Below are 20,311 nucleotides of genomic sequence, written 5' to 3' on the forward strand. Positions count from 1 at the left end.
TTGAAACGGCGCGAACGTCTTCCCAGATCCAACCATGCCGGGGGCGCCTCATGGGCTGCCGGCATGAAGCGCCTGTCCCTCCGGGGAAGGCTACCAACCGTTATCGCTCTGAAGGAGGATGACCATATGCGTACGTTCGATCTTGCACCGCTTTACCGGGCCACCGTCGGTTTCGACCGCGTCGCCGACATGATGGATCGGGTCATGGCCAGCGACATGAGCCAGCCCAGCTATCCGCCCTACAACATCGAGAAGACGGCCGAGGACGCCTACCGCATCTCCATCGCGGTGGCCGGTTTCACCGCGGACGACCTGTCGGTCGAGGTGAAGGAAAACGCGCTCGTCGTCTCGGCCCGCAAGGCCGAGAGGGAAGAGGACGAGGGCCGCACTTTCCTTCACCGCGGCATCGCCACCCGCGCGTTCGAGCGCCGGTTCCAGCTTGCCGATCATGTGCGCGTGACCGGCGCGAGCCACACCGACGGCATGCTGCACATCGACCTCAAGCGCGAGATCCCGGAGGCGCTGAAGCCCCGCCGGATCGAGATCGCGAAGGCCGAGGATGCCGCCACCGACAAGGACGTGGTGGACGCGAAAGCGGTCAACTGATCCGGAGGCCGATGGCCCGGACGCGAAAGGGGGGCGCCGAGGCGCCCCCCTTTTTCGTGCCCGGGTCGGAGCTGCCGCGCCTCAGCCGTCATCGCGGAAGACGCGTGCCGGGTGCAGCTCTCCCGCCCGGTAGCGCCCCACGGCCACCGCGCGCCCGTCGCAGGAGGCCCAGCACTCCTCGCCGTAGTCGAGCCCGTTGGCGACCACCGGGGCCGGGTTGCCGTGGCGCAGCCGCGCGGCCGCCTCGGCCGTGGCGCGGGCCTGGGGCAGTTCGGAAAGACCGGCCTCCAGCGGAAGGAGCCGCTCGTCGAGCGCTGGATCTCCCGCCAGCGCCTCCACCTCCTGAAGCGTAAGCCCGTCCTCGGCGACGAAGGGGCCGGACCAGCTGCGGCGCAGCGTCGTCACATGGGCATGGCAGCCCAGCGCGCGGCCGAGATCGCGGGCGAGCGCCCGGACATAGCCGCCCTTGCCGCACACCATCTCCAGCACCGCATGGTCGCGGTCCGGGCGGTCGGCGAGCAGCAACTCCTCCACCCAGAGGGGCCGGGGCGCGAGGTCGAGCGCCGCGCCGCCGCGCGCCAGCGTATGGGCGCGCTGGCCTTCCACCCGGACCGCCGAGTATTGCGGCGGCACCTGCATGATCTCGCCCAGGAAGGCGGGCAGCGCGGCCTTGATCTCCGCGTCGGTGGGGCGCGCGTCGCTTTCCGCGATCACCTTGCCCTCGGCGTCGTCGGTGTCGGTCGCCTGCCCGAAGCGGACGGTGAAGACATACGCCTTAAGCGCATCCGTGACATGGGGAACCGTCTTGGTGGCCTCGCCGAGCGCGACGGCCAGAACCCCTGTCGCCGCCGGGTCAAGCGTTCCCGCATGTCCCGCCTTCTTCGCGTCGAGCGCCCGGCGCACCACGTTGACCACATGGGTGGAGGTGGGTCCCGCGGGTTTGTCCACCACCAGCCAGCCGGAGATGTCGCGCCCCTTGCGCCTGCGTGCCATTTCGTCCCCCGTCCTCTTTCGGAAGCGCCGGGGCGTAACGGCTCCGGCGCGGTCCGTCAATCCGGCGCGGTCCACGCGTCTGGACACCCGCGCCGCCGGACGGTAGCAGCGCGCGACATGTCCGATGCCTACGACCCTCCGCAAGAGCCGTTGCAAATCCTCCATTCCGATCACGAGATCGTCGTGGTGGACAAGCCCGCGGGGCTTCTCTCGGTGCCGGGGCGGGGCGCGCATCTTGCCGACTGTCTGCTCGCCCGGGTCCAGGCGGTCTTTCCCGAGGCGCTGCTCGTCCACCGGCTGGACCGCGACACCTCGGGCGTCATGGTCTTTGCGCTCACCGCCCCGGCGCAACGCAATCTCGGGCTGCAGTTCGAGCGGCGGAAGACGCGCAAGACCTATGTCGCGCGGGTGGCCGGGCGGCTCGAGCCGCGCAGCGGCACGGTGGAACTGCCGCTGATCGTGGACTGGCCCAACCGCCCCCGCCAGAAGGTCTGCTTCGAGACCGGCAAGCCCGCGCTGACGGAATGGCGCGTGCAGCGCCGGGAGGAGGGGGAGACGCGGGTGAAACTGATGCCGAAGACGGGGCGGAGCCACCAGCTTCGGGTGCACATGGCCGAGCTGGGCCACCCGATCCTCGGCGATCCGTTCTACGCCGAGGGCGCGGCGCGGGACTGGCCGCGCATGATGCTCCATTCCGAGGAGTTGCGCATCCACCACCCCGATGGCGGGGCGGGCACGAGTTTCCGCGCGCCCGCGCCGTTCTGAGGGCGCCCGGTCAGGCCTCGGCGGAGGCCGGTTCCGGCAGCGGCTCGAGCGTGCGTTCGAGCTCTTCGCGCAGATGGGCGTGCTGCGCGGGCAGGCACAAGGACTGGCCCAGCGTCTCCACCGGCTCGTCGCGGGCGAAGCCGGGCTCGTCGGTGGCCACCTCGAAGAGGATGCCGCCCGGCGTCCGGAAGTAGATCGCGAAGAAGTAGTCGCGGTCGCGCAGCTCGGTCACGCGATGCCCCGCCTGTTCCAGCGCCTCGCGGATCCTCGCCTGCGACGCCCTGTCGGCGGTCCGGAAGGCGACGTGATGGACCGAGCCCGCGCCTTCCTGCGCGGGCGCCATGTCGGGGCGGTGGTCGAGCTCGACGATGTGTCCCGCGGTACCGGGCCCGTCGGCGTGGCGCGTGACGGGCCCTTCCGCGCCGGTCTCCTCGAAGCCCATGAAGCGGAGGAGCTTCATCATCGGCTCGCGTTCGGCCACGCGCAGCGAGACGGAATGAAGCCCGCGGATCGCCATGTTCGGCGGGATGCCGCCCTCGAGCCAGGGCGCGCGGTCGTCCTCGGCCTCGACCAGCACGAGGCGCTCGCCGTCGGGGCCGGCGAAGACGAGGCGGGTTTCGTCGAAGAGGCGTTCCTCCGTGCTCTCGACCCCCGCGGCGCGCAGACGTTCGCGCCAGGCCGCCGCGCTGCGCGGCGGGATCGAGAAGGCGACATGCCCGGTCTCCCCGGTGCCGGGCGTGCCGCGCGAGGCGCCCGGAAAGGGGAAATACGTCATCACCGTGCCGGGCGTTCCGATCCGGTCACCGTAATAGAGGTGATAGACGCGGGGATTGTCGAAATTGACCGTGGTCTTGATCCGCCGCAGGCCGAGCACGCGGGTGAAGAAATCGTCGTTGGCCCGCGCGCCGCTGGCCAGCGACGTCACATGGTGTAGCCCGTCGATGTCGGTGAGCATCGCGCCGCCTCCTTTCATGTTCGTCGACTTGAGAGGTAGGGGCGCGGGCGGGGAAGGGAACCGGCGCCACCGCGCCGGTTCTGTGCGCCGATGCGCGGATCAGTCCGCGTCGGGGGTCCAGCCGGAGACCGCCTTGACCTCCATGAAGTCCTCGATGCCCCAGACGCCGCCCTCACGGCCGTTGCCCGACCGCTTCATGCCGCCGAAGGGCGAGCCCGCGGCACGGGACTGGCCGTTCATCTCGACCATGCCGGAGCGGAGTTGTCGGGCGAGGCGGTTGGCCCGCGCCGGGTCGCCCGTCTGGACGTAGTTCGTGAGACCGTACTCGGTATCGTTGGCCAGCCGCACCGCGTCGGCCTCGTCCTCGAAGGCCATGATCGAGAGCACGGGGCCGAAGATCTCCTCGCGGCCGATCGTCATCTCGTGGGTCACGTCGGCGAAGACCGTGGGTCGGACGTAGAAGCCCCTGTTCATGCCTTCGGGACGGCCCACGCCGCCGGCCACGAGGCGCGCGCCCTCGTCGATGCCGGTCTGGATGAGATCCTGGATCTTGTCGAACTGGGTCTCGTTGACCACGGGGCCGATATGCTTGCCCTCTTCCGAGGCAGGCCCGACCGCCACTTTTTCGGCGATCTCGGCGGCGGCCTCCACGGTGCGGTCGTAGACCGAGCGTTCCACGATCATCCGCGAGGGCGCGTTGCAGGACTGGCCGGAGTTGTTCATCATGTGCAGCACGCCGCGCTTGACCGCCTTCTCGTCGGCGTCGGCGAAGATGAGGTTGGCGCCCTTGCCGCCGAGTTCCAGATGGACCTTCTTCAGAGTGTCCGCCGCGTTCTTCGAGATCGCGATGCCCGCGCGGGTGGAGCCCGTGAAGCTGATGATGTCCACATCCGCGTGAGCGGAAAGCTGGGAGCCCACGCCGGCCCCGTCGCCGTTCACGAGGTTGAACACGCCCGGCGGGAAGCCCGCCTCGTCGACCATCTCGGCGAAGAGAAGCGCGTTGAGCGGGCTTTCCTCCGAGGGTTTCAGGACCATGGTGCAGCCCGCCACGACCGCGGCGCCGAATTTCAGCGTGATCTGGTTCATCGGCCAGTTCCACGGCGTGATCATGGCCGCGACGCCGATCGGCTCGTAGATGATGCGGTCGTTGGGCGCGTGCTCGCCCAGCGGGCGCTCGAACGCGAACGCCTTGCCCTCGCGCACGAAGTTCTTGAGGTGACCGTAGCCCGCGCCGGCCTGCGCGCTCTGCGCCATGTCGATCGGCGCGCCCATCTCCAGGCTGATCGCCTGCGCCATCTCGTCCCAGCGGCGCTTGTAGATCTCGAGGAGCTTCTCGAGAAGCGCGATGCGCTCGGCGGGCGGCGTCGCCATCCAGCCGGGGAAGGCCGCACGCGCGGCGGCCACGGCGGCGTCGGTGTCGGCCTGACCGCCCAGCGAGATCGCGGCGCAAGGCTCTTCGGTCGAGGGGTCGATGACGTGATGGGTGCGGCCCTCGCGGGGATCGACCCACTGGCCGTCGATGTAGAACTGGTGCTTCTCGATCATTGTCGTCGGTCCTCCTCGGTGCACATTCGACCGTGCGGTCGGGCTTGTGCGGCACTCTGTCACCGCCCCCCTTCCCGTGCAAGGGGCGTGCGAATAGGCTAGAGAAGTCACATCTCAAACGTGGAATGTAATCCGCGCGATTCGAACAGAAAAGGAGACATCATGGGACTTCGCATCAACGATACCGTGCCGAATTTTACCGCCGAGACGGATCAGGGATCCATCACCTTCCATGACTGGATCGGCGACAGCTGGGCGATCCTCTTTTCTCCCCCGAAGGATTTCACCCCGGTCTGCACCACCGAGTTCGGCGCCGTGGCGCAGCTGGCCGATGAATGGGTCAAGCGCAACACCAAGGTGATCGGCCTGTCGGTGGACGATACGGAGGACCACGTGAAGTGGAAGTCCGATATCGAGACCTATGCCGAGACCACGGCCGGCTTTCCGATCATCGCGGACGTGGACCTGGCGGTGTCGAAGCAGTTCGACATGCTGCCGGCCGACGCCTACCTGCCCGACGGCCGCACCGCCGCGGACTCGGCCAGCGTGCGCTCGGTCTACATCATCTCGCCCGACAAGAAGGTGCAGCTCATCATGACCTACCCGATGTCGGTGGGCCGCAACTTCGCCGAGGTGCTGCGCGCGCTCGACGCGCTCCAGGCCACCTACCAGACCCCGATCGCGACCGGCGCGAACTGGGTGCCCGGGCAGGACGTGATCGTGGCGCTGACCGTCTCGGACGAGGAGGCCAAGGAGAAATTCGGCGACGTGGATTTCAAGCTGCCCTACCTGCGCCTGACCAAGCGCCCGGCCTGAGCCGCAGACCGCCGCCCGCAAGATCCGAAGGGCCCCGCCGCCGGGCGGGGCCCTTTTTCGTGGCCGCGCGGGGACGGCGGGCCGCGCCGCCAAGACGGCTGGACTTGTCCCGCACCGGCCCCTATCCCCGCCCCGGACGACACGGGATGGCGGAGGCGGCAATGTCAGCGAAACGCGAGAGCTTCGAACTGGGCGGCCAGACCATCGCGCCGGGCACCCGGCGCACGGTGGACCTGCCGGTCTCGATCCTCTCGGATCATACGCCGGTCACGATGTCGGCCCATGTCGTGCATGGCAGGCGCCCCGGGCCGACGCTGTTCGTCTCGGCGGCGATCCACGGCGACGAGGTGATCGGGGTGGAGGTGGTGCGCCGGCTTCTGCGCGCGAAGCCCCTCGACGCGCTGTCCGGCACGCTGATGGCGGTGCCCATCGTCAACACCTTCGGGTTTCTCAACCATTCCCGCTACCTGCCGGACCGGCGCGATCTGAACCGTTGCTTTCCCGGCCACGCCAGCGGATCGCTCGCCTCGCGCCTGGCCAACCTCTTCATGGAAGAGATCGTGGCGCGGTCCGATCTCGGGATCGACCTGCACTCGGCGGCGATCCGGCGCACGAACCTGCCGCAGATCCGGCTCAACCCGGGCAACGACCGCCTCGTCGAACTGGGCCGGGCCTTCGGCGCGCCGGTGATGATGGAGTCGAAGCTGCGCGATGGCAGCCTGCGCATGGCCGCCGAGGGCGCCGGCGTGGACGTGCTGCTTTATGAGGCGGGAGAGGGGCTTCGCTTCGACGAATACGCCGCGCGGGCGGGCGTTGCCGGGATCCTGCGCGTCATGCGCCACATCGGCATGATCGGATCGAAGGGGGTGCCGAAGCCGAAGGGCAGGCCGGTGCTCTGCCGCAGTTCGACCTGGTACCGCGCCCCGGTGGGCGGGCTCATGCGCGCCTATCGCGGCACCGGCGATCTGGTGGAGGAAGGCACGCTGCTCGCCACCATCTCGGACCCCTTCGGCGAGATGGACGCCGAGGTGACCGCCGAGGAAACGGGCATCGTCGTCGGACGCACCAACATGCCGGTGGTGAACGAGGGCGACGCGCTTTTCCACATCGCGGCGACCCACCGCGCCACCCATGCCGAAGCCGCGCTCGAGGCGATGGAAGCGGAGATCGACGCGCCGCCGCTCTTCGACGAGGACGAGATCATCTGAGCGCGCGCGACCCGTGCGGCCCCGCGAGGGCCCCCGGGGGCAAAGGCAACGGGCGCCCCGAGGGGCGCCCGTCCTGTTCCGCGAAAGCTGCGACGCGCGTCAGCCCTGCGCCGACTCCGCCTCCTTGGAGATCTCCTCGCCGGTCTCCTGATCGACGACCTTCATCGACAGCCGGACCTTGCCGCGATCGTCGAAGCCCAGAAGCTTCACCCAGACCTCCTGGCCTTCCTGAAGAACGTCGGAGGGGTGGTTGAGCCGCTTGGGCGCGATCTGGCTGACATGCACCAGCCCGTCGCGCTTGCCGAAGAAGTTCACGAAGGCGCCGAAATCGACCAGCTTCACCACCGTGCCCTTGTAGATCTTGCCCTCCTCGGGCTCGGCCACGATGGCGTGGATCATGTCATAGGCCTTCTGGATGGCCTCGGCGTTCGGCGAGGCGATCTTGATGATGCCCTCGTCGTTGATGTCCACCTTGGCGCCCGACTCCTCGACGATCTCGCGGATCACCTTGCCGCCGGAGCCGATCACTTCGCGGATCTTGTCCGTCGGGATCTGCATGGTCTCGATGCGCGGCGCGTGGACCGAGAACTCGCCCGCGGACGACAGCGCCTTGTTCATCTCGGACAGGATGTGCATCCGCCCGTCCTTCGCCTGGGCGAGGGCCTGGCGCATGATCTCGGACGTGATGCCCGCGACCTTGATGTCCATCTGCAGCGAGGTGATGCCCTTTTCGGTGCCGGCCACCTTGAAGTCCATGTCGCCGAGGTGGTCCTCGTCGCCGAGAATGTCGGTGAGCACGGCGAAGCGGCCGTCCTCCTCGAGGATGAGGCCCATGGCCACACCCGCGACCGGCGCCTTCAGCGGCACGCCCGCATCCATCATCGACAGCGACCCGCCGCAGACCGAGGCCATGGAAGAGGAGCCGTTCGACTCGGTGATCTCCGACACGATGCGGATCGTGTAGGGGAAATCCGTCGGCGGCGGCAGAACCGCCTGGAGCGCGCGCCAGGCGAGCTTGCCGTGGCCGATCTCGCGCCGTCCGGGGGGCCGACGCGGCCGGCCTCGCCCACGGAATAGGGCGGGAAGTTGTAGTGCAGCAGGAAGCTTTGCTTGAAGGTGCCGTGCAGCGCGTCGACGAACTGTTCGTCGTCGCCGGTGCCCAGCGTGGTCACGACAAGCGCCTGCGTCTCGCCGCGGGTGAACAGCGCAGAGCCGTGGGTGCGGGGCAGAAGGCCCACCTCGCTCACGATCGGGCGAACCGTTTCATGGTCCCGCCCGTCGATCCGCGCGCCGCCCTCGATGATGGTGCCGCGCAGGATGGAGGACTCGAGCTTCTTGAAGGCGTCGCCAAGGTTCTCGTGCGCGAGCTCTTCCTCGGTGAGCTGCGCCTTCACCTCCTCGCGGGCGGCCTCGATGGCGTTGCTGCGCTCCTGCTTGTCGGTGATCGCGAAGGCCGCGCGCATCTTCTCCTCGCCGAGCTCCCGCACCCGGGCCGCGATGTCCGTGTAATCCGGCGGCTGGAAGTCGAAGGGGTCCTTGGCCGCGGCTTCGGCCAGATCGACGATCAGGTCGACCACCGGCTTGATCTGCTCATGCGCGAAGGTCACCGCGCCCAGCATCTCGTCCTCGGACAGCTCGTACGCCTCCGACTCGACCATCATCACCGCGTCACGGGTGCCGGCGACCACGAGGTCGAGCCGCTGCTCGGGGTTGAGGCGCAGGTTGTGCATGTCCTCGACATCGGGATTCAGGACATACTCGCCGTCCGCATAGCCCACGCGGCAGCCCGCGATCGGTCCCATGAAGGGCACGCCCGAGAGGGTCAGCGCGGCGGAGGCCGCGATCATCGCGACGATGTCGGGATCGTTCACGAGGTCGTGGCTGAGAACGGTGCACATCACGAGCACCTCGTTCTTGAAGCCGGGCGCGAAGAGCGGCCGGATCGGCCGGTCGATCAGCCGCGCGGTCAGCGTCTCCTTCTCGGTGGGACGCGCCTCGCGCTTGAAGAACCCGCCGGGCACCTTGCCCGCCGCGTAATACTTTTCCTGGTAGTGAACCGTCAGCGGCAGGAAATCCATTCCCGGCTTGCGGGCTTTGGCGAATGTCACATTGGCCATGACCGAGGTCTCGCCCAGCGTGGCGATGACGGTCCCGTCGGCCTGACGGGCCACCTTGCCCGTCTCCAGGGTGAGGGTCTCTTCCCCCCACTGCATCGATTTCGTCGTTACGTCGAACATCACGTATCCTATCCTGGCCGCCGGGGCCCATCCCCCTTGGCCGTTTCGCGTCGGACGGCCCCATTGCCGTCCGGCCCCGTCCTTCAACCTTCCGCGCCGCAGGGGCTGGTGGCGCGGTCGAGCGGATGTTTCGCCGGCTCCGGGGGGCAGGGGCCCCGCGGAAAGCGAGAGAGGCGCGGACTTTCGCCCGCGCCTCCCGGAAACTCTCTCAGCGGCGGATGCCGAGGCGCTTGATCAGGTCCTGATAGCGCGACTCTTCCTTGGCCCTGAGGTAGTCCAGAAGCTTGCGCCGCTGGGCCACCAGCTTGAGCAGGCCGCGGCGGGAGTGGTTGTCCTTCTTGTGCGTCTTGAAGTGCTCGGTGAGCGCCTCGATGCGCGTGGTCAGGATGGCCACCTGGACCTCGGGCGACCCGGTGTCGCCCTCCTTGGTGGCGAAGTCCTTCATGACCTGCGCCTTCTTCTCGACAGTGATCGACATCGTGATCTCCTTTCCGAGAGGTTGCGTTCATGGCGCGAGCCGGGATGTCGTCCAGCAAGGCCCATGGAGACGGTCCGCCCGCGCGGGCGGATGCGGGCGTATAGGGCGAATCCGCCCGGAAGAAAAGGAGAAATCGGCCAGCCGCCGGCCGGCTCAGCGCGGCGGCACGGTGTCCCGCGACGCGGCGCCCTCCTCGATCTCCTCGATGACCTGGGTGGCCCAGTCGCCGATGATCGGCACGAATTCCACCTGGGACAGCGCCACGACCACGAAGGAGACGAGGATCGAGGCGCCGATCACCGTTCCGAAGCCGAAGGCCAGGCCGCGCATGAACTGGAACAGCAGCACCCGCCAGACGGAGTCGTGGATGCGGACGATGCGGTGCGCCACGATCTCTTCCAGCGCCTCGGCTAGGCGCTTCGCCGTGCCGCGGTCGAGGGGGGCCAGGGGCTCGTCAGCCATGTTCCGTCTCCTGCACGTCGAGATCCCAGGGGCGCGGGCATGTCGCGTAGGCGACGTAGAGCGGATGTCGCGGGAACCCGCCCTTGGTCAAGCCCAGATGATGCACCGTCACGCCCGCCTCGCGCAGAAGCGCCGCCACGGCCGCCCCGCGCCCGAGATGCGCGCCGTGCGTGCCCCACGCGGCGACGATGATGTCCGCGCCCGCGCAGGCCGCGACGATCGCGGCGTCGTTGCCGGGGCCCACGGGGTCGGGCACCCGGCGCATGGCCGCCGGGTCGGTCTCTCGCCAGGCGAAGATGTTGGTGACGGTGAAGGCGCCGAAGCCCAGCGCCCGCGTGCGCCGTTCGCAGCGTTCCACTGTCGGGTCGTTCTGCAGCTCTGTCGCGGTGGAGGGGTTCAGCATTATGAAATGCGCGCGGCCCGAGGCCGGATCCCAGACCCGCGTCAGGCTGTAGCGATAACGCTCGCAGGGCGAGTAGACGGCGCGCGAGGCCGCGTCGCCCTTGCGGTGCGCCCGTTCGATCAGACCTGCGCCCTCCATCCTGCCCCTCCGGTTCCTGTCGGGCGGTGCGCCTCGGGTGCGCGCCCTCGTCTCGCGCCGGCGCGCTCGGAGACGCCGGCGGCGGGCCTTCCGGGACCCTCATGGGATGCCCGCGCCCGCGATCCGCCGGTCCCGCACCGCCCCCGCGCCACGGCGGCGGTGTTCAGACGCTCGTGCAGACGTACTTCATCTCGAGGACCTCCTCGATCCCGTGATGGCTGCCCTCGCGCCCGAGGCCCGACTGCTTCACGCCGCCGAACGGCGCGACCTCGGTCGAGATGATGCCCGTGTTCACGCCGACGATGCCGTATTCCAGCCCCTCCTGGACGCGGGTCACGCGGCCGATGTCACGGGCGTAGAAATAGGCGGCGAGGCCGAAGATCGTGTCGTTGGCCATGGCGATCGCCTCGTCCTCGGTCTCGAAGCGGAAGAGCGGCGCGAGGGGGCCGAAGGTCTCCTCGCGGGCCACGACCATCTCCTGGGTGGCGCCGGTTACGATCGTGGGCTGCAGGAACGTGCCGGGCATCTGGTCGGTCCGCCCGCCGAGGATCACCTGCGCGCCCTTCGATTCGGCGTCGGCGATGTGGTTCTGCACCTTCTCGATCGCCTCGGTCGAGATCAGCGGGCCGAGATCGGTGCCCTCCTCCAGCCCGTCGCCGACCTTCATCTCGCCCACGCGCGTCGCGAGCTTCTCGGCGAAGGCGTCGTAGACGCCCGCCTGCACGTAGATCCGGTTGGCGCAGACGCAGGTCTGCCCGGCGTTGCGGAACTTGCACAGGATCGCGCCCTCCACCGCCTGGTCGAGGTCGGCGTCGTCGAACACGATGAAGGGCGCGTTGCCGCCAAGCTCCATGGAGCACTTCATCACCTGGTCCGCCGCCTGCCGCAGCAGGATGCGCCCCACCTCGGTCGAGCCGGTGAAGGTCAGCTTGCGCACGAGCGGGTTCTCGCAGAACTCCTTGCCGATCTCGGAGGCCGCCTCGGAGGGAACGACGGAGAGAACCCCCGCTGGCACGCCCGCGCGCTCGGCCAGCAGCGCCATCGCCAGCGCCGAAAGCGGCGTCTCGGAGGCGGGCCGCGCCACGAAGCTGCAGCCCGCTGCAAGCGCCGGGCCGGCCTTGCGCGCGATCATGGCGGTCGGGAAGTTCCAGGGCGTGATCGAGGCCGCGACGCCGATGGGCTGCTTGAGCACGGTGATGCGCTTGTCGCGCTGGTGGCCGGGGATCGTCTCGCCGTAGACGCGCTTGGCCTCCTCGCCGAAGAACTCGATGAAACCGGCGCCGTAGGCGATCTCGCCCTTCGCCTCGGCGAGCGGCTTGCCCTGCTCGGCGGTGAGGATCGTGGCCAGGTCGTCCTGGTTCTCCATCATCAGGTCGAACCAGCGGCGCAGGATGGCCGCGCGCTCCTTGCCGGTCATCGCGGCCCAGTCCTTCTGCGCGGCATGGGCCGCTTCGATGGCTTCGGCCGCCTGGGCGCGGCTTGCATCGGCCACCTCGGCGATGACGTCTCCGCGGGCGGGGTTGGTCACGCTGAAGGTCGCGCCGCCCTCTCCGTCGACCCAGGCGCCGCCGACGAAAGCCTGCGTGACCAGAAGCGAGGGGTCCTTCAGAAGTCCGGGCAGGTTGGTGGGCTGGTCGAGCATGGCGTCCTCCGCGCAAGGTTCGAGATGGCACAGGCAAAGCAATTCCGTCTAGGAATGTCCAGTTCCGCGACGAAGGAGACCCGGGCGATGCAGATGGACGCGGCCTATTCCAATTCCGATCACGTTCCCGAATCGGCCGGCTACCCGCCGCGCTGGGAAGCGGCGGCAGGGGCGTTTCGCGCGGGCCTGGGCGAACGGGCCGAACTGGGGCGCAGCTACGGTCCGTCCGAGCGGCAGCGCTTCGACCTCTTCCGCCCCGAGGGAGATGCGGCGGGCCTCGTGGTCTTCGTCCATGGCGGCTACTGGAAGTCGATGAACCGGCATTTCTGGTCGCATCTCGCCGCCGGCCCGCTTGCCCGGGGCTGGGCGGTGGCGATGCCGTCCTACGACCTCTGCCCCGAGGTGCGGATCGCCGACATCACCCGGCAGATCGCCGCCGCCGTGACCGCGGCGGCAGCCCGCGTGGCGGGGCCGGTGCGGCTCACCGGCCATTCGGCGGGCGGGCATCTCGTGGCGCGGATGTGCGCGCCGGGCATGTTGCCCGCCCCGGTGGCCGCGCGGCTTGCGCGGGTGGTGCCGATCTCGGCGCTCGCCGATCTCGCGCCGCTGATGGAAACCTCGATGCACGATATTCTCGGGATCGACGCCGCGGAGGCGGCGGTGGAAAGCCCGGTCCACCAGCCGCCGCCGCCGGTGCCGGTGACGGCCTGGGGCGGCGGCGCGGAACTCCCGGCCTTCCTCGACCAGTCGCGCTGGCTCGCCGAGGCGTGGGGCATCGCTTGGCACGCCGATCCGGGACGGCACCATTTCGACGTGATCGACGCGCTGGCCGCGCCCGAGAGCGACCTCGTGCGCGAACTTCTCGCCTGACCGCGCGCGGGCCCTTGCCGGGGCGCGCGGGGGATGGCAAGAGAGCGACGGGGCGGGGCGATGGCGTCGCCACATCCGCGGCGGCGGCTGCGCCCCCTGGCCGTCCTGCACGCCGGGACCTGTCTTTCTTCGGAGGGAGGGTCGCTATGACCGAACGTTCCCAGTTCCTGACATTCCACAACGGCGCCAAGGCGCCACTTCCCTTCGACGCCGAGGAGTACGAGGCCCGCCTTGCCGGGCTGCGGCGGATCCTCTCCGAGGCGGGGCTCGACGCGGCGGTGCTGACCTCGATGCACAACATCGCCTATTATTCGGGCTTCCTCTACTGCGCCTTCGGCCGGCCCTACGGACTCGTGGTGACGCCCGAGACCTCGGTCACGATCAGCGCCGGCATCGACGGCGGGCAGCCCTGGCGGCGCTGCCACGGCGACAACCTCACCTACACCGACTGGGCGCGCGACAATTTCTGGCGCGCCGTGCGCCATGTCGCGGGCGAAGGCCGCGCCGTCGGCATGGAGGAGGATCACCTGACGCTCGCCGAGGCGGAAAAGCTGCGCGCCTTCCTCGCCCCGCGCGAGCTGCGCGACGTGGCGCGCCCCGCCATGCGCCAGCGCATGGTGAAATCGCCCGCCGAGATCGCGCTCATCCGCGAGGGGGCGCGCATCGCCGACCTGGGCGGCTGGGCGATCCGCGAGGCGATCGCCGAGGGCGCCCGCGAGATCGACGTGGCCATGGCCGGCCGCGACGCGATGGAGCGCGCCATCGCCGACGCCTTCCCCGAGGCCGAGTATCGCGACAGCTGGGTCTGGTTCCAGTCGGGGCTCAACACCGACGGGGCCCACAACCCGGTGACGGCGCGGCGGCTGGCGGCGGGGGACCTTCTGTCGCTCAACACCTTCCCGATGATCTCGGGCTATTACACCGCGCTCGAGCGGACGCTGACGCTCGGCGCGCCGGACGCCGCGACCCGCGCGATCTGGGAGGCCAACGTGGCTGCCCACGAGCTCGGCCTGTCGCTCACCCGCCCCGGCGCGCGCTGCGACGAGATCACCGCCCGGATCAACGCCTTCTTCGCCGAGCGCGACCTCCTGCAATACCGCAGCTTCGGCTACGGCCATTCCTTCGGGATCCTGTCGCATTACTACGGCCGCGAGGCGGGGCTCGAACTGCGCGAGGATGTGGAGCCGGTGCTCGAGCCGGGCATGGTCGTCTCGATGGCGCCGATGCTGACGATCCCCGAGGGCCGGCCGGGCGCCGGCGGCTACCGCGAGCACGACATCCTCGTCGTCACCGAGGACGGCGCCGAGAACATCACGGGCTTTCCCTACGGCCCCGACCACAACGTGATCGCCTGAGCGCGCGCGGCCGCGGGGCGTTGCCCCGCGTGCCCGCGGCGCGTATCTCCTTCGGGACGGGGGCCGCTCGCTTGGCGGCAACTCGACACGGGGGAGAGAGCCATGGCGGCGCTTGCACGACTCATCATTTTCGGATTCGTCGCGCTGACGGTGATCTATGTCAGCCTCTCGCTCTGGTCCCGCGCGGTGCGCCGCGAGAAGCTGGAGGAAAGATGGGCCGAGAAGGGCCGGAAAGGCGACCGGGAGGCCTTCGTGCGCCGCGGCCTGGAGCGTTATGACGGCTCCGTCCGGCGAAAGCTCTTGCTCGGTGTCTACGTGGTGCCCATCTGCCTCGTGGCGGCGATCATCTACTTCGTGAACTACCACTGACGGGAGAATGCCATGACCTACGTGAAATGGGGGCTGATCGCGCTGTTCTGGCTCCTCGTGGCGGCGTTCTTCCATTACACGCTGCCGCAGCACGACATCGTGCGCGTCACGGACACCTACGAGAAGCGCGTCGATTTCGGCGAGAACTCGATCTTCTGGACCAACGCGAACACCGGCCAGGCGCAGGGCGTGCCCGGGCGCGACGTGTTCTTCATCCAGGCGCGCAGGCCCAACGATCGCCCGATCATCTACCGCAACGAGGACACGGGCTGGGGCTGGCCGCCCTATTTCAAGTTCGACACCGCCAATCTTCAGGCGGACGCGGCCGATCTGCGCTCCACCCAGGACGACCCGCGCTGGCTCGTGGTGACCCATTACGGCTGGCGGTCGGAAATCCTGTCGATCTATCCGAACGCCGTGGGCATCCGCGCGGCCTCGGGGCCCGACGAGCGGGTGATCCCGTGGGTCAGCATCGTGATCCTGGTCTTCGCCGCGGCGGTCTTCTGGGCGATCTGGGTGCGCTGGCGCCGCTTCCGCCGTAACCGGATCGATCCGATGCTGGAGGATGTCGGCGACAGTGTGGCCGAGCGCCGTCACCGCCTGCGGGACTGGTGGAAGGGTTCAACGGGCTGAACGGTCGCGCGCCTCACCGTGCGCCGTAGTAAAGCCCCACGACATGCTCGGCCTCGGCGAAGAAGAGCCAGCGTGACGCCGCGGCGCCGGCGAGATGCGAAAGCACCGCGACCGCGGCCCCCGCATGGCCCAGCGGCAGCAGAAGCACCGAGGCGGGCAGCAGCGCCATGAGCAGCACCGCGATGACCCGGAGCCGCCCGGCATGCCGGCGGCCCACCACGAACACCATCTCCCGCAGCAGGTAGTTGGGCCCGGTATGCGGCGGCTCGAACGCGCGCACGGCGCCGCCGAGCCCGGTGGCGGTGCCCATGTCCGTCCCGCCTTCGCCGAAGCGGCGGTCTCCGGTGATCCACCACGCGATCTGCAAGCCCGCGAGGCCCAGCATCAGAAAGCTCGCCAGCCGGGCCTCGCCCGCCAGAAGCGCCCCGCCCGCCAGCGCGAAGGCGAGGAAAAGCGCCGGCGTCAGCGCGGTGTGCCAGCGCGGCACCGTGCGCATCTGCGCGTAGATCATGGAGGTCGTGAAGACGGTTCCCAGCGCGCCCGCCGCCCCGATCCAGCCGAGCGGGACGATCCGGGCCTCGAAAAAGACGAGCCCCGCGCCGTAGATCCCCATCACGACAAGCGTGGCGACCGCCGCCCAGGCCTCGCGCGAGAGCCAGCTCGTCCGCCACTGCGTGAAGGCGAGCGCCGCGCGCTCGGGGTGGCCCAGGTGCAGCGTGGACGAGAGCAGACCGCCCCCCGCCAGCGCGTAGGCGATCGCGAAGAAGGCGAAGGCGGTCCAGCCGGTCACGCCGGGGATGCCGAGCCCGAGAAAGAAAAGCAGCCCGAACCCGGCGCCCGAAAGCGTGGTGAAGGCGATGAGCGAAGGTGCGGGATGCATCAGTCCTGGCCCCCGGGCAGTCGGTCGAGCGCCCGGTCGAGCCAGCCAAGGAACCCCCCGGGCGCGTCGGCCACCGGTTCCAGGGCCGCGGGGGGCGCAGCCTCCAGCCGGTCGCGCGGGCGCGGGGGCAGATACTTGTTCACGGGCTTCGTTCCCTGCTCGGGCATGAGATCGATCCCGCCGCGCTCGGCCACCAGCTTCGAGACGTCGCTCTCGGGGTCGCCCAGGTCGCCGAAATGCCGCGCGCCTGCCGGGCAGGTGCGCACGCAAGCGGGCTCCCGGTCCTCGGGAGCCAGGTTTTCGTTGTAGATGCGGTCCACGCAGAGCGTGCATTTCTTCATCACGCCCTCGGCCTGGTCCATCTCTCGCGCGCCGTAGGGGCAAGCCCAGGCGCAGAGGCCGCAGCCGATGCAGGCGTCCTCGTTCACCAGCACGATCCCGTCCTCGGACCGCTTGTAGGAGGCGCCGGTGGGGCAGACGGTGACGCAGGGCGCGTCCTCGCAATGCAGGCAGGATTTCGGGAAATGCACGAGCTGCGGCGCGCCGTCCGCCGGCGTGATCTCGTAGGAATGTACCCGGTTCAGGAAAGTGCCCGACGGATCGGCGCCATAGGGATCCTGATCGGAGAGCGGCGCGCCGTAGGCCTGCGTGTTCCAGCCCTTGCAGGCCACGACGCAGGCGTGACAGCCCACGCAGGTGTCGAGGTCGATCACGAGGCCGAGCTTGCGCTCGGTCCGTGCGGGCAGTTCGGTCATGCGTGCCTCCCTTCGCGCGTGCGCGGGCCGAGGCTCGCCCGGCTCATCTCCTGCGGGATCTCCGCGCCCATCCTCAGATCTTCCATTTCAGTTCCGCGGGGGGCGCGGGAACGGGCGAGGCGAGCGCGTCGAAGACCGGCAGCGCCTCTTCCGGCGGTTTCGACTTCTCGATCCTCACGCGCAGGTCGAACCATGCCGCCTGCCCGGTCACCGGGTCCGAATTCGACCAGCGCAGCCCGTCGCCGCGCTCGGGCAGAAGCTCGTGGATCAGGTGGTTGAGCAGGAAACCCTTCGTCGCTTCCGGCGCTTCGCGGTCCAGCGCCCAGGCGCCCTTGCGCTTGCCGATGGCGTTCCAGGTCCAGACCGTGTCGGGGTTGAGCGCGGCCATCGCCGCCACGGGCACGGTGATCTCGCCGTGGGGCGAGGCGAGCCGCGCCCAGTCGCCCTCTTCGAGCCCGTGCCGCCGCATCAGGTCGGGGTGCATGTAGAGCGGGTTCACCCCGTGGATCTGCCGGAGCCAGGCGTTCTGCGAGCCCCAGGAATGATACATCGCCATGGGCCTCTGGGTGAGCGCGTGGACGGGGTATTCCGCCGGATCGGCGTGCCCGTCCGAGAAGGGCGGGTACCAGGCGGGCAGCGGATCGAGCGTGGCCTTGATCCGTTCGCGCAGGGGTTCGGGCGGCTGGCGTTCGCCATGCCCCTCGGCGGCGAGCTGGAAGCGGCGCAGCGGCTCGGCGTAGAGCTGGAAGAGGTAGGGCTGCGGCGCGTCGTAGAACCCCATGGACACGGCCCAGTCCTGGTAGGCCCGGTTCCAGGGTTTCATGTAGCGCGCGCCCTCGGGCACCTCGGCCAGGAAGAACCCGCCATTGGCGATGTAATTCTCGAGCTGCGCGGCGTTGGGCGCGCCGCGCCCGTGGGAGGGGCCGTGCTTGCCCGTGCGCCAGCCCGCAAGCGGGCCCACGCCGGGGCGGCGCTCGTGGTTGACGATGTAGTCGGCGTAGTCCGCGTATTTCGGCGCGCCGTCATCGGTCACGAAGCCCGGCAGGCCGAGGCGCGCGCCGAGATCGAGCAGCACCGACTGGAAGCCTCGCACGTCGCGGTCGGGCGTCACCACGGGCCAGCGGATCGCGTCCGCCGCGGCGTCGGCCTCCGAGATCGGGCGGTCGAGAAGCGAGATGCAGTCGTGCCGCTCGAGGTATGTCGTGTCGGGCAGCACGAGATCCGCGTAGGCCACCATTTCCGACGCATAGGCGTCGGAATAGATGATCCGCGGGATGACGTAGTCGCCCGCCTCGTCGGTGTCGGTCAGCATCTCGACGACGCCGCGCGTGTTCATCGACGAGTTCCACGCCATGTTTGCCATGTAGAGGAAAAGCGTGTCGATCCGGTAGGGATCGCCCGCATGGGCGTTCGAGATCACCATGTGCATCATGCCGTGCGCCGAGAGCGGGTTTTCCCAGGTGAAGGCCTTGTCGATCCTCGCGGGATCGCCCGCCTCGTCGAGGCATAGGTCCTCCGGCCCGAGCGGGAAGCCCAGATGCGGGCCGGCGAGCGGCGCCTCGGGCGCGCAGCGGGCATGGGGTCGGGGATGCGCCTCGGGCGGTTTCGGGTAGGGCGGCTTGAAGCGGAAGCCGCCCGGCCGCTCCACGGTGCCGAGCAGGATCTGCAGCAGGTGAAGCGCGCGGGCCGTCTGGAAGCCGTTGGAATGGGCCGAGATGCCGCGCATCGCGTGAAAGCTCACCGGCCGCGCGGTGACCGTCTCGTGGGTCTCGCCGCGGAAGTCGGTCCATTCCTGCGCGACCTCGAAGGATTCCTCGAAGGCCACCCGGGCGAGTTCCGCGGCGATCGCGCGGATGCGCTCGGCCGGCACGCCGCAGCGCCCGGCCACGGCCTCGGGCGCGTGGGCCGGGTCGAGGTATCGCTCGGCGATCAGATGCATGACCGGGCGGTGCGTGACCCCCGCCTTGCGCCAGCTTGCCGCAAGATCGGGGCGCACGCCCGGCGCGTCGAAGGCCGCGGGCTTGCCGGTGCGCCGGTCGATCACCAGCGGGCGGCCCTCGTCGTCGCGCAGGAAAAGCCCGTGTTCGGGCGAGGCCGCGTCCCCGTTCACGAGGACGGGGGCGTTGGTCCACCGGGCGAGGTAGTCGAGATCGATCCGGCCCGCCCGCAGAAGCTCGTGCACGAGGGCGAGGATGAAAAGCCCGTCCGTGCCGGGCGTGATCCCCACCCAGTCGTCCGCGACCGCGTTGTAGCCGGTGCGGATGGGGTTCACGCCGATCACCCGGGCGCCCCGCGCCTTGATCTCGCCGATGCCCATCTTGATGGGGTTCGAGTCGTGGTCCTCGGCCACGCCGAAGATCATGAAGAGCTTCGTGTGCGCCCAGTCGGGCTGGCCGAACTCCCAGAACGCGCCGCCCATCGTGTAGATGCCCGCCGCCGCCATGTTGACGGAGCAGAACCCGCCATGGGCGGCGTAGTTGGGCGTGCCGAACTGCTGCGCCCAGAAGCTGGTGAGCGACTGGGACTGGTCGCGCCCGGTGAAGAAGGCGAGTTTTTCCGGCGCGGTCTCGCGCAGGGGCTTCATCCAGCCGGCGGCGGTCTCCAGCGCCTCCTCCCAGGTGATCTCCTCGAACTCGCCCGAGCCCCGGGGGCCGACCCGGCGCAGCGGCGCGCGCAGCCGCGAGGGCGCGTTGTGCTGCATGATCCCGGCGGAGCCCTTCGCGCAGAGAACGCCGCGGTTCACCGGGTGGTCGCGGTTGCCCTCGATATAGGCGACGCGGCCCTCCTTCATGTGCACGTCGATCCCGCAGCGGCAGGCGCACATGTAGCAGGTCGTCTTGCGGACCTCGTCCGAGACGGGTGGCGAGAGGTCGAGAGGGGGCTGGCGGTGGGTCATCCGTGTCTCGCTGTCTGGGCCAGGGGCACGCTAGGGCAGATCGCCGCCCGGGGCGAGGGCAAACAAGTATGTTCAAAAGGCCTGGGCGCGCATGTCTGCGGGGTTTATTCCTGCGACGGCGACGGGTTTTTTCATTGCGTCGCGGCGGAACGGTTCGCCGAGTTCCTGGTTGATCATCGCCTCGATGAGCGTGGTCTTGCCGTGCTCCATCTGGTCCCCGATCGCCTGGTTCAGCGCGGCGGTGAGCTCTTCCATGGTGCGCGCCACCACGCCCTTCAGCCCGCAGGCCTGCGCGATGCCGGCAA

18 protein-coding genes and 2 pseudogenes are annotated in these 20,311 nt (G+C 69.5%); 8 read left to right on the forward strand and 12 right to left on the reverse strand.

Annotation, left to right across the window (positions count from 1 at the left end):
• Window positions 1–126 precede the first annotated feature (126 nt).
• Window positions 127–606 carry an Hsp20 family protein gene (locus tag AB6A65_RS10285; RefSeq protein ID WP_371038276.1) on the forward strand — a complete coding sequence of 160 codons (480 nt, stop codon included), beginning with the start codon at window positions 127–129 and terminating at the stop codon, window positions 604–606.
• An 81-nt stretch (window positions 607–687) separates the two neighbouring features.
• Here AB6A65_RS10285 and truB read toward each other — a convergent pair whose 3' ends face one another.
• The gene (truB, locus tag AB6A65_RS10290) at window positions 688–1,599 is read right to left on the reverse strand and encodes a tRNA pseudouridine(55) synthase TruB (protein ID WP_371038277.1); all 912 of its coding nucleotides are present in this window, start codon (window positions 1,597–1,599) and stop codon (window positions 688–690) included.
• 117 nt (window positions 1,600–1,716) lie between these two features.
• Here truB and AB6A65_RS10295 point away from each other — a divergent pair, with 117 nt between their 5' ends.
• Complete coding sequence (locus AB6A65_RS10295; protein ID WP_371038278.1) at window positions 1,717–2,364, forward strand: pseudouridine synthase; 648 nt, start codon at window positions 1,717–1,719, stop codon at window positions 2,362–2,364.
• 10 nt (window positions 2,365–2,374) lie between these two features.
• Here AB6A65_RS10295 and AB6A65_RS10300 read toward each other — a convergent pair whose 3' ends face one another.
• Window positions 2,375–3,319, reverse strand: coding sequence for a ring-cleaving dioxygenase (locus AB6A65_RS10300; protein WP_371038279.1), 945 nt, complete (start codon window positions 3,317–3,319; stop codon window positions 2,375–2,377).
• A gap of 99 nt (window positions 3,320–3,418) precedes the next feature.
• Window positions 3,419–4,864 carry an aldehyde dehydrogenase family protein gene (locus tag AB6A65_RS10305; protein ID WP_371038280.1) on the reverse strand — a complete coding sequence of 482 codons (1,446 nt, stop codon included), beginning with the start codon at window positions 4,862–4,864 and terminating at the stop codon, window positions 3,419–3,421.
• 162 nt (window positions 4,865–5,026) lie between these two features.
• Between AB6A65_RS10305 and AB6A65_RS10310 the strand changes: the two genes are divergently transcribed.
• The gene (locus AB6A65_RS10310; RefSeq protein ID WP_371038281.1) at window positions 5,027–5,680 is read left to right on the forward strand and encodes a peroxiredoxin; all 654 of its coding nucleotides are present in this window, start codon (window positions 5,027–5,029) and stop codon (window positions 5,678–5,680) included.
• Window positions 5,681–5,841: 161 nt separating this feature from the next.
• Window positions 5,842–6,888 carry a succinylglutamate desuccinylase/aspartoacylase family protein gene (locus AB6A65_RS10315; RefSeq protein WP_371038282.1) on the forward strand — a complete coding sequence of 349 codons (1,047 nt, stop codon included), beginning with the start codon at window positions 5,842–5,844 and terminating at the stop codon, window positions 6,886–6,888.
• Window positions 6,889–6,987: 99 nt separating this feature from the next.
• On the opposite strand, the pseudogene pnp reads toward AB6A65_RS10315, so the two are convergent.
• From pnp to AB6A65_RS10340, 5 genes and pseudogenes are all read right to left on the reverse strand, one after another.
• A pseudogene (pnp, locus tag AB6A65_RS10320) lies at window positions 6,988–9,125 on the reverse strand (polyribonucleotide nucleotidyltransferase).
• A gap of 208 nt (window positions 9,126–9,333) precedes the next feature.
• Complete coding sequence (rpsO, locus tag AB6A65_RS10325; RefSeq protein WP_371038283.1) at window positions 9,334–9,603, reverse strand: 30S ribosomal protein S15; 270 nt, start codon at window positions 9,601–9,603, stop codon at window positions 9,334–9,336.
• Between the two features lie 153 nt (window positions 9,604–9,756).
• Window positions 9,757–10,065 carry a DUF5665 domain-containing protein gene (locus AB6A65_RS10330; RefSeq protein ID WP_371038284.1) on the reverse strand — a complete coding sequence of 103 codons (309 nt, stop codon included), beginning with the start codon at window positions 10,063–10,065 and terminating at the stop codon, window positions 9,757–9,759.
• Window positions 10,058–10,591, reverse strand: a complete 534-nt coding sequence (locus AB6A65_RS10335; RefSeq protein WP_371038309.1) for a DUF1643 domain-containing protein — start codon at window positions 10,589–10,591, stop codon at window positions 10,058–10,060. The genes AB6A65_RS10330 and AB6A65_RS10335 overlap by 8 nt, the downstream gene beginning before the upstream one ends.
• 178 nt (window positions 10,592–10,769) lie before the next feature.
• On the reverse strand, window positions 10,770–12,248 hold the full coding sequence (locus AB6A65_RS10340; protein WP_371038285.1) for an NAD-dependent succinate-semialdehyde dehydrogenase: 1,479 nt from the start codon (window positions 12,246–12,248) through the stop codon (window positions 10,770–10,772).
• Between the two features lie 87 nt (window positions 12,249–12,335).
• Between AB6A65_RS10340 and AB6A65_RS10345 the strand changes: the two genes are divergently transcribed.
• The 4 genes from AB6A65_RS10345 to AB6A65_RS10360 all read left to right on the forward strand — a co-directional run bounded on the left by AB6A65_RS10345 (window position 12,336) and on the right by AB6A65_RS10360 (window position 15,475).
• A complete protein-coding gene (locus AB6A65_RS10345) occupies window positions 12,336–13,118 on the forward strand; it encodes an alpha/beta hydrolase (RefSeq protein WP_371038286.1) in 783 nt (260 codons plus the stop codon).
• 146 nt (window positions 13,119–13,264) lie between these two features.
• Complete coding sequence (locus AB6A65_RS10350) at window positions 13,265–14,473, forward strand: aminopeptidase P family protein (protein ID WP_371038287.1); 1,209 nt, start codon at window positions 13,265–13,267, stop codon at window positions 14,471–14,473.
• Window positions 14,474–14,575: 102 nt separating this feature from the next.
• On the forward strand, window positions 14,576–14,842 hold the full coding sequence (locus AB6A65_RS10355) for a hypothetical protein (RefSeq protein ID WP_371038288.1): 267 nt from the start codon (window positions 14,576–14,578) through the stop codon (window positions 14,840–14,842).
• Between the two features lie 12 nt (window positions 14,843–14,854).
• Window positions 14,855–15,475, forward strand: a complete 621-nt coding sequence (locus AB6A65_RS10360) for a DUF1523 family protein (RefSeq protein ID WP_371038289.1) — start codon at window positions 14,855–14,857, stop codon at window positions 15,473–15,475.
• Window positions 15,476–15,488: 13 nt separating this feature from the next.
• Here the strand turns inward: AB6A65_RS10360 and AB6A65_RS10365 are convergent, their stop codons facing one another.
• The 4 genes and pseudogenes from AB6A65_RS10365 to AB6A65_RS10380 form a co-directional block, all read right to left on the reverse strand.
• Complete coding sequence (locus AB6A65_RS10365; protein WP_371038290.1) at window positions 15,489–16,355, reverse strand: dimethyl sulfoxide reductase anchor subunit family protein; 867 nt, start codon at window positions 16,353–16,355, stop codon at window positions 15,489–15,491.
• Entirely contained in the window at window positions 16,355–17,110 is a 756-nt protein-coding gene (locus tag AB6A65_RS10370; RefSeq protein ID WP_371038291.1) for a 4Fe-4S dicluster domain-containing protein, read from the reverse strand. The genes AB6A65_RS10365 and AB6A65_RS10370 overlap by 1 nt, the downstream gene beginning before the upstream one ends.
• Window positions 17,111–17,183: 73 nt before the next feature.
• Complete coding sequence (locus AB6A65_RS10375; protein ID WP_371038292.1) at window positions 17,184–20,006, reverse strand: molybdopterin oxidoreductase family protein; 2,823 nt, start codon at window positions 20,004–20,006, stop codon at window positions 17,184–17,186.
• A gap of 72 nt (window positions 20,007–20,078) precedes the next feature.
• Window positions 20,079–20,311 (reverse strand): annotated as a pseudogene (locus AB6A65_RS10380) (sulfoacetaldehyde acetyltransferase); the annotation flags it as partial.

Source organism: Rhodosalinus sp. FB01 (assembly GCF_041365715.1).
Classification (GTDB): domain Bacteria; phylum Pseudomonadota; class Alphaproteobacteria; order Rhodobacterales; family Rhodobacteraceae; genus Rhodosalinus.

Coding starts and splice junctions, on each gene's coding strand:
- AB6A65_RS10285 (WP_371038276.1), top strand. CDS start 127: ATGCGTACGTTCGATCTTGCACCGCTTTACCGGGCCACCGTCGGTTTC.
- truB (WP_371038277.1), bottom strand. CDS start 1,599: ATGGCACGCAGGCGCAAGGGGCGCGACATCTCCGGCTGGCTGGTGGTG.
- AB6A65_RS10295 (WP_371038278.1), top strand. CDS start 1,717: ATGTCCGATGCCTACGACCCTCCGCAAGAGCCGTTGCAAATCCTCCAT.
- AB6A65_RS10300 (WP_371038279.1), bottom strand. CDS start 3,319: ATGCTCACCGACATCGACGGGCTACACCATGTGACGTCGCTGGCCAGC.
- AB6A65_RS10305 (WP_371038280.1), bottom strand. CDS start 4,864: ATGATCGAGAAGCACCAGTTCTACATCGACGGCCAGTGGGTCGATCCC.
- AB6A65_RS10310 (WP_371038281.1), top strand. CDS start 5,027: ATGGGACTTCGCATCAACGATACCGTGCCGAATTTTACCGCCGAGACG.
- AB6A65_RS10315 (WP_371038282.1), top strand. CDS start 5,842: ATGTCAGCGAAACGCGAGAGCTTCGAACTGGGCGGCCAGACCATCGCG.
- rpsO (WP_371038283.1), bottom strand. CDS start 9,603: ATGTCGATCACTGTCGAGAAGAAGGCGCAGGTCATGAAGGACTTCGCC.
- AB6A65_RS10330 (WP_371038284.1), bottom strand. CDS start 10,065: ATGGCTGACGAGCCCCTGGCCCCCCTCGACCGCGGCACGGCGAAGCGC.
- AB6A65_RS10340 (WP_371038285.1), bottom strand. CDS start 12,248: ATGCTCGACCAGCCCACCAACCTGCCCGGACTTCTGAAGGACCCCTCG.
- AB6A65_RS10345 (WP_371038286.1), top strand. CDS start 12,336: ATGCAGATGGACGCGGCCTATTCCAATTCCGATCACGTTCCCGAATCG.
- AB6A65_RS10350 (WP_371038287.1), top strand. CDS start 13,265: ATGACCGAACGTTCCCAGTTCCTGACATTCCACAACGGCGCCAAGGCG.
- AB6A65_RS10355 (WP_371038288.1), top strand. CDS start 14,576: ATGGCGGCGCTTGCACGACTCATCATTTTCGGATTCGTCGCGCTGACG.
- AB6A65_RS10360 (WP_371038289.1), top strand. CDS start 14,855: ATGACCTACGTGAAATGGGGGCTGATCGCGCTGTTCTGGCTCCTCGTG.
- AB6A65_RS10365 (WP_371038290.1), bottom strand. CDS start 16,355: ATGCATCCCGCACCTTCGCTCATCGCCTTCACCACGCTTTCGGGCGCC.
- AB6A65_RS10370 (WP_371038291.1), bottom strand. CDS start 17,110: ATGACCGAACTGCCCGCACGGACCGAGCGCAAGCTCGGCCTCGTGATC.
- AB6A65_RS10375 (WP_371038292.1), bottom strand. CDS start 20,006: ATGACCCACCGCCAGCCCCCTCTCGACCTCTCGCCACCCGTCTCGGAC.